Annotated in this window: 4 protein-coding genes and 1 pseudogene; 1 reads left to right on the forward strand and 4 read right to left on the reverse strand. The window is 69.2% G+C overall.

Translation table 11 applies throughout. The annotated features are described in order from the left end of the window. A pseudogene (locus tag HUK84_RS11640) lies at nt 1–420 on the reverse strand (alpha/beta fold hydrolase); the annotation flags it as partial. Then, a complete protein-coding gene (locus HUK84_RS11645; RefSeq protein WP_176640440.1) occupies nt 417–1,631 on the reverse strand; it encodes an aminotransferase class I/II-fold pyridoxal phosphate-dependent enzyme in 1,215 nt (404 codons plus the stop codon). The gene HUK84_RS11645 and the pseudogene HUK84_RS11640, both read right to left, overlap by 4 nt. Nucleotides 1,632–1,716: 85 nt before the next feature. On the opposite strand from HUK84_RS11645, the gene HUK84_RS11650 reads away from it, so the two are divergent. Then, the gene (locus HUK84_RS11650) at nt 1,717–2,982 is read left to right on the forward strand and encodes an adenosylmethionine--8-amino-7-oxononanoate transaminase (RefSeq protein ID WP_176640441.1); all 1,266 of its coding nucleotides are present in this window, start codon (nt 1,717–1,719) and stop codon (nt 2,980–2,982) included. 57 nt (nt 2,983–3,039) lie between these two features. On the opposite strand, the gene HUK84_RS11655 is transcribed toward HUK84_RS11650, so the two are convergent. Together HUK84_RS11655 and HUK84_RS11660 are read right to left on the reverse strand one after the other, a co-directional pair. Further along, a complete protein-coding gene (locus HUK84_RS11655) occupies nt 3,040–3,489 on the reverse strand; it encodes a DUF4167 domain-containing protein (RefSeq protein WP_176640442.1) in 450 nt (149 codons plus the stop codon). Nucleotides 3,490–3,765: 276 nt separating this feature from the next. After that, nucleotides 3,766–4,114: N5-glutamine methyltransferase family protein (locus tag HUK84_RS11660; RefSeq protein WP_374729324.1), on the reverse strand; the 349-nt coding region annotated here is incomplete at its 5' end.

The following is a 4,114-nucleotide window of genomic DNA, read 5'->3' on the forward strand; positions in this document are numbered from 1 at the left end:
CGCGATGCCGGCGCGGGCGCGGAACGTGGCGACGACGTCGTTGGGGTTGCTGTCCAGTCCGTGCGCCATGCGGTCGATGATGCGAGGGGCGACGCCCGCCGGATAGTCGGGGGCGGCGCCGAACCGGGCGAAGCCGTTGAGCAGCACCAGTCCCACGCAGGGACCGGCGCAGGGGCCGACCCAGGCTTCGGAACGGTGCAGCAGCAGCCAGAGCGCGCCGAGCGAATGGCCGACCGCAACGAAGGGGCGGGTTGGGCGCGCGGCGAGCGAGTCCGGCCCGAAGAAGCCGAAATCGAGCGTGACGGGATCCGGATGGTCCAGCCGGTCCAGGACCGGGTTCCAGAAATCCGGGGTGAATCCCCAGCCATGGACCAGCAGCAGGCCGGGGCGTTCGGAGGGGGCGGGAACCGGCACCGTCATGCCGGCCCCGTTCCCGCCGCGAGGGCCCGCAGCAGGCGGTCGATCATCGAATCATCATGCGCCGCGCTGAGGGCGAGGCGGATGCGGGCGGTGCCGGCGGGGACGGTCGGCGGGCGGATGGCGCTGCCGAGGATGCCGTGGTCGGTGAGGGTGCGGGCGAGTTGCAGCGTGCGGTCGGCGGGGCCGACGATGACCGGGACGATCTGGGTGGTCGAGGCGCCGGTGTCCCAGCCCAGGGCGGCGATGCCGGTGCGGACCCGGTCGGAGATCGCGGACAGGTGGGCGCGGGCCGCGTCCATGGTGGGCACCAGGTCGAGTGCCGCGTCGATCGCGCCCAGCAGGCCGGGCGGCAGCGCGGTGGTGTAGATGAAGCCGGAGCAGGTGCTGACCAGCCAGTCGCACAGGGCGCGCGAGCCCGCGACATAGGCCCCGAAGCTGCCCATCGCCTTGCTGAACGTGCCCATGGCGAGATCGGCTCCGCCGGATGGGGTGCTTCCGCTCTGGATATGCCCGCTTTGGGCGGACAGGCCCCTGCCCTGCGGTCCCAGAACGCCGGTGGCGTGGGCTTCGTCGAGATAGAGGAAGGCCTCATGGCGGTCGGCCAGGGCGCGCAGGCCGGCGATGTCGGCGCGGTCGCCATCCATGCTGAAGACGCTTTCGGTGACGATGAAGCGCAGGCCGGCCTGCCCTCGGCGCTGGGCCAGAAGCTGATCGAGATGGTCGAGATCGTTATGGGCGAAGCGGATCTGCCGGACGCCGGCGGCCTGGCAGCCATGGTGCATGCTGGCATGGTTGAGGCGGTCGGTGAAGACCAGCGCGGGGGCGCCTGCCTGTTCGCGCGACAGGCGGAACAGCGACGGCAGCACGGCGGCGTTGGCCTGCCAGCCCGAGGCGAAGAGGAGCGCGGCCTCGGTCCCCTTGAAGCGGGCGAGCTTTTCCTCGACCAGGCGATGCTGGTCGGTGGTGCCGGTGACCAGGCGCGAGGCGCCGCTGCCGGTGCCGAAACGGCGGGTCCAGTCGATGGCGCGGTCCCGCAAGGCGGGATGGCGGGACAGGCCGAGATAGTCGTTGGAGGAGAAATTCAGCAATTCCGTCCCGTCGCGCCGGACGATGGCCGGGCCGTGATGGGCGAGCGGCGCCAGGTCGCGCCGGAGATGCTGCCGGGACAAGGCATCGAGCGCCGACTGGAAATAGGGATCGAAACGGGTCATGAAGCGGTGTTTGCCATGAAGCGACGTTTTCTGCCGGACCGCCGGGGGCCGGTCAATTGCGGACCTGGGTCCGGGGAGAGTGACGATGAGCGGACCGGACTGGCTGGGGGCCGGGCTGCCCCATATCTGGCTGCCTTATACCCAGATGCGCACCGTATCGCCGCCGTTGCCGGCGGTGGCGACCGAGGGGTGCCGCATCCGGCTGGCCGACGGGCGAGAACTGGTCGACGGCATCGCGTCGTGGTGGACGGCCTGCCACGGCTATAACCATCCGCATATCCGCCAGGCGGCGATGGCGCAGTTGGCGCGCATGCCGCACGTAATGTTCGGCGGGCTGGTGCATGAGCCGGCGCTGCGCCTGGCGCGGCGGCTGTCCGACCTGCTGCCGGGCGACCTGGAGCGGGTGTTCTTTACCGATTCGGGGTCGGTCGCGGTCGAGGTCGCGATCAAGATGGCGGTGCAGTACTGGCTGAATCGCGGCGTGCGCGGGCGGAGCCGGCTGGTGGCGTTTCGCGGCGGCTACCACGGCGACACGCTGGCGACCATGGCGGTATGTGACCCCGAGGAAGGGATGCACAGCCTGTTCGCCGGCGTGCTGCCCGAACATTTCATTGCCGACCTGCCGCGGGACGACGCGTCGCGCGACGCGCTGGAGCGGCTGATGGCGCGCGAGGCGGGACAGGTGGCGGCGATTCTGGTCGAGCCGCTGGTGCAGGGGGCCGGCGGCATGCTGTTCCATGACGCGGCGAGCCTGCGTTTCCTGCGCGACCTGGCGGACCGGCATGGGGTACTGCTGATCCTGGACGAGGTCTTTACCGGGTTCGGGCGGACCGGCAGCCTGTTCGCCTGCGAGCAGGCCGGGATCGTCCCCGACATCATCACCTTGTCCAAGGCGCTGTCGGGCGGCACGGTGCCGCTGGCCGCCACCGTGGCGCGGCGGCATGTCTTCGCGGCCTTCCTGTCGGATGATCCGCTGCATGCGCTGATGCATGGGCCGACCTTCATGGCCAATCCGCTGGCCTGCGCCTGTGCCAATGCGTCGCTGGACCTGTTTGCCGGCGAGCCCCGGCTGGAACAGGTCGCGGCGATCGGCGCGCAGATGCGCGCGGAGCTGGAGCCGTGCCGCCACCTGCCTGGCGTGCGTGACGTGCGCGTCATGGGCGCGATCGGCGTGGTGGAGCTGGAACGGATCGGCGACATGAACCGGCTGAAGGCCCGGCTGGTCGAGCAGGGCGTCTGGATCAGGCCGTTCCGGACCATCGTCTATCTGACACCGTCCTTTACCATCACGCCCGGCGAGCTGGCGAAGCTGACCGGGGCGATCAGGACCGTGCTGGCCGATCCGCCGTGAGCCCGCGCGGCCCCCGCCGCCGCGCCGGATCGGATCTTGGGGTCAGATCTCGCGGGGTCAGATCTCCGCTGGGGCGAACTGGATGTCGGGTTTGTCCTTGTCGGCCGGCGGGTCGTCCGTGGCGGCGGGGTCGGCCGGATCGCCTTCATCGGTTTCGACCGTGTTGGCGCGGTGGCGGGGCTGGCGGTCCTGACGCTCCTGGCGTTCCTGCTGCGATTGCTGCGCCGCCTGAGTCATGGCGTTAAGAATGCGGAAATAATGTTCGGCGTGCTGGAAATAAGCCTCGGCCATCACGCGGTCGCCGGAGCCGCTGGCGTCGCGGCCGAGCTGAAGATATTTCTCGAATAGCTGCTGCGCGGTGCCGCGGATGCGCAGATCCGGACCGTTACTGTCGAAGACATGGTTCCGGTTGAGAGGGATCTGGCCGTTATGCTGGCGCGTACTGCCGCCGCCGCCGTTGCTGCCGCCAGAGCGATGGTGCCGGCCCCGCATGCGTTTCATATTCATAAGTGTCGCAGCACTTTCCTGTTAACGATCGCCGCTGTTCCGCGACCGCCGGGACCGTCAGTCCCCTATTGTCCTAGTTGGCGCCCGGCTGCCGCCCGGCTTACGATCCCGATTCCGCTATGCGGGATATGCACGACCCTGCCCGCGATGGCGATCATACCTGTCGTCATGTGGTCAGGATCCGGGATGCGGCAGTTTCATGAGGGTCAAGGCCCCTGCCTGCATTCCTGGTCAATTTATTCTCTCATCCTACGTCTGCCAAATGGTTTTTTTGGCTCAGGCCGTAGCGCGTTGCATCAGGACGGCGCGTGGGATGCCCCCGAGATCGGTGCGGATCGCGGCGATGTCAAGGCCCGCTGCGCGCGCGAGGGCGGGCATATCGCGATCCTGGCTGATTCCGACTTCGAAGATCGCAATTCCGCCGGGGGCCAGCAGCGACGGCAGCAGGAAGGTGAGATGGCGGTAGGCATCGAGTCCGTCCGGTCCGCCATCGAGCGCGCGCATGGGTTCGTGATCGCGGACATCGCGCATCAGGCCGGCCAGGTCGCCCCTGGGGATGTAGGGCGGGTTGCTGAAGACGACGTCGAAGCGCCCCTGGAGCGGCGCGGCCCAGTCGGCGGCGAGC

Source organism: Nguyenibacter vanlangensis (assembly GCF_013376155.1).
Lineage (GTDB): Bacteria > Pseudomonadota > Alphaproteobacteria > Acetobacterales > Acetobacteraceae > Gluconacetobacter > Gluconacetobacter vanlangensis.

Coding starts and splice junctions, on each gene's coding strand:
- HUK84_RS11645 (WP_176640440.1), bottom strand. CDS start 1,631: ATGACCCGTTTCGATCCCTATTTCCAGTCGGCGCTCGATGCCTTGTCC.
- HUK84_RS11650 (WP_176640441.1), top strand. CDS start 1,717: ATGAGCGGACCGGACTGGCTGGGGGCCGGGCTGCCCCATATCTGGCTG.
- HUK84_RS11655 (WP_176640442.1), bottom strand. CDS start 3,489: ATGAATATGAAACGCATGCGGGGCCGGCACCATCGCTCTGGCGGCAGC.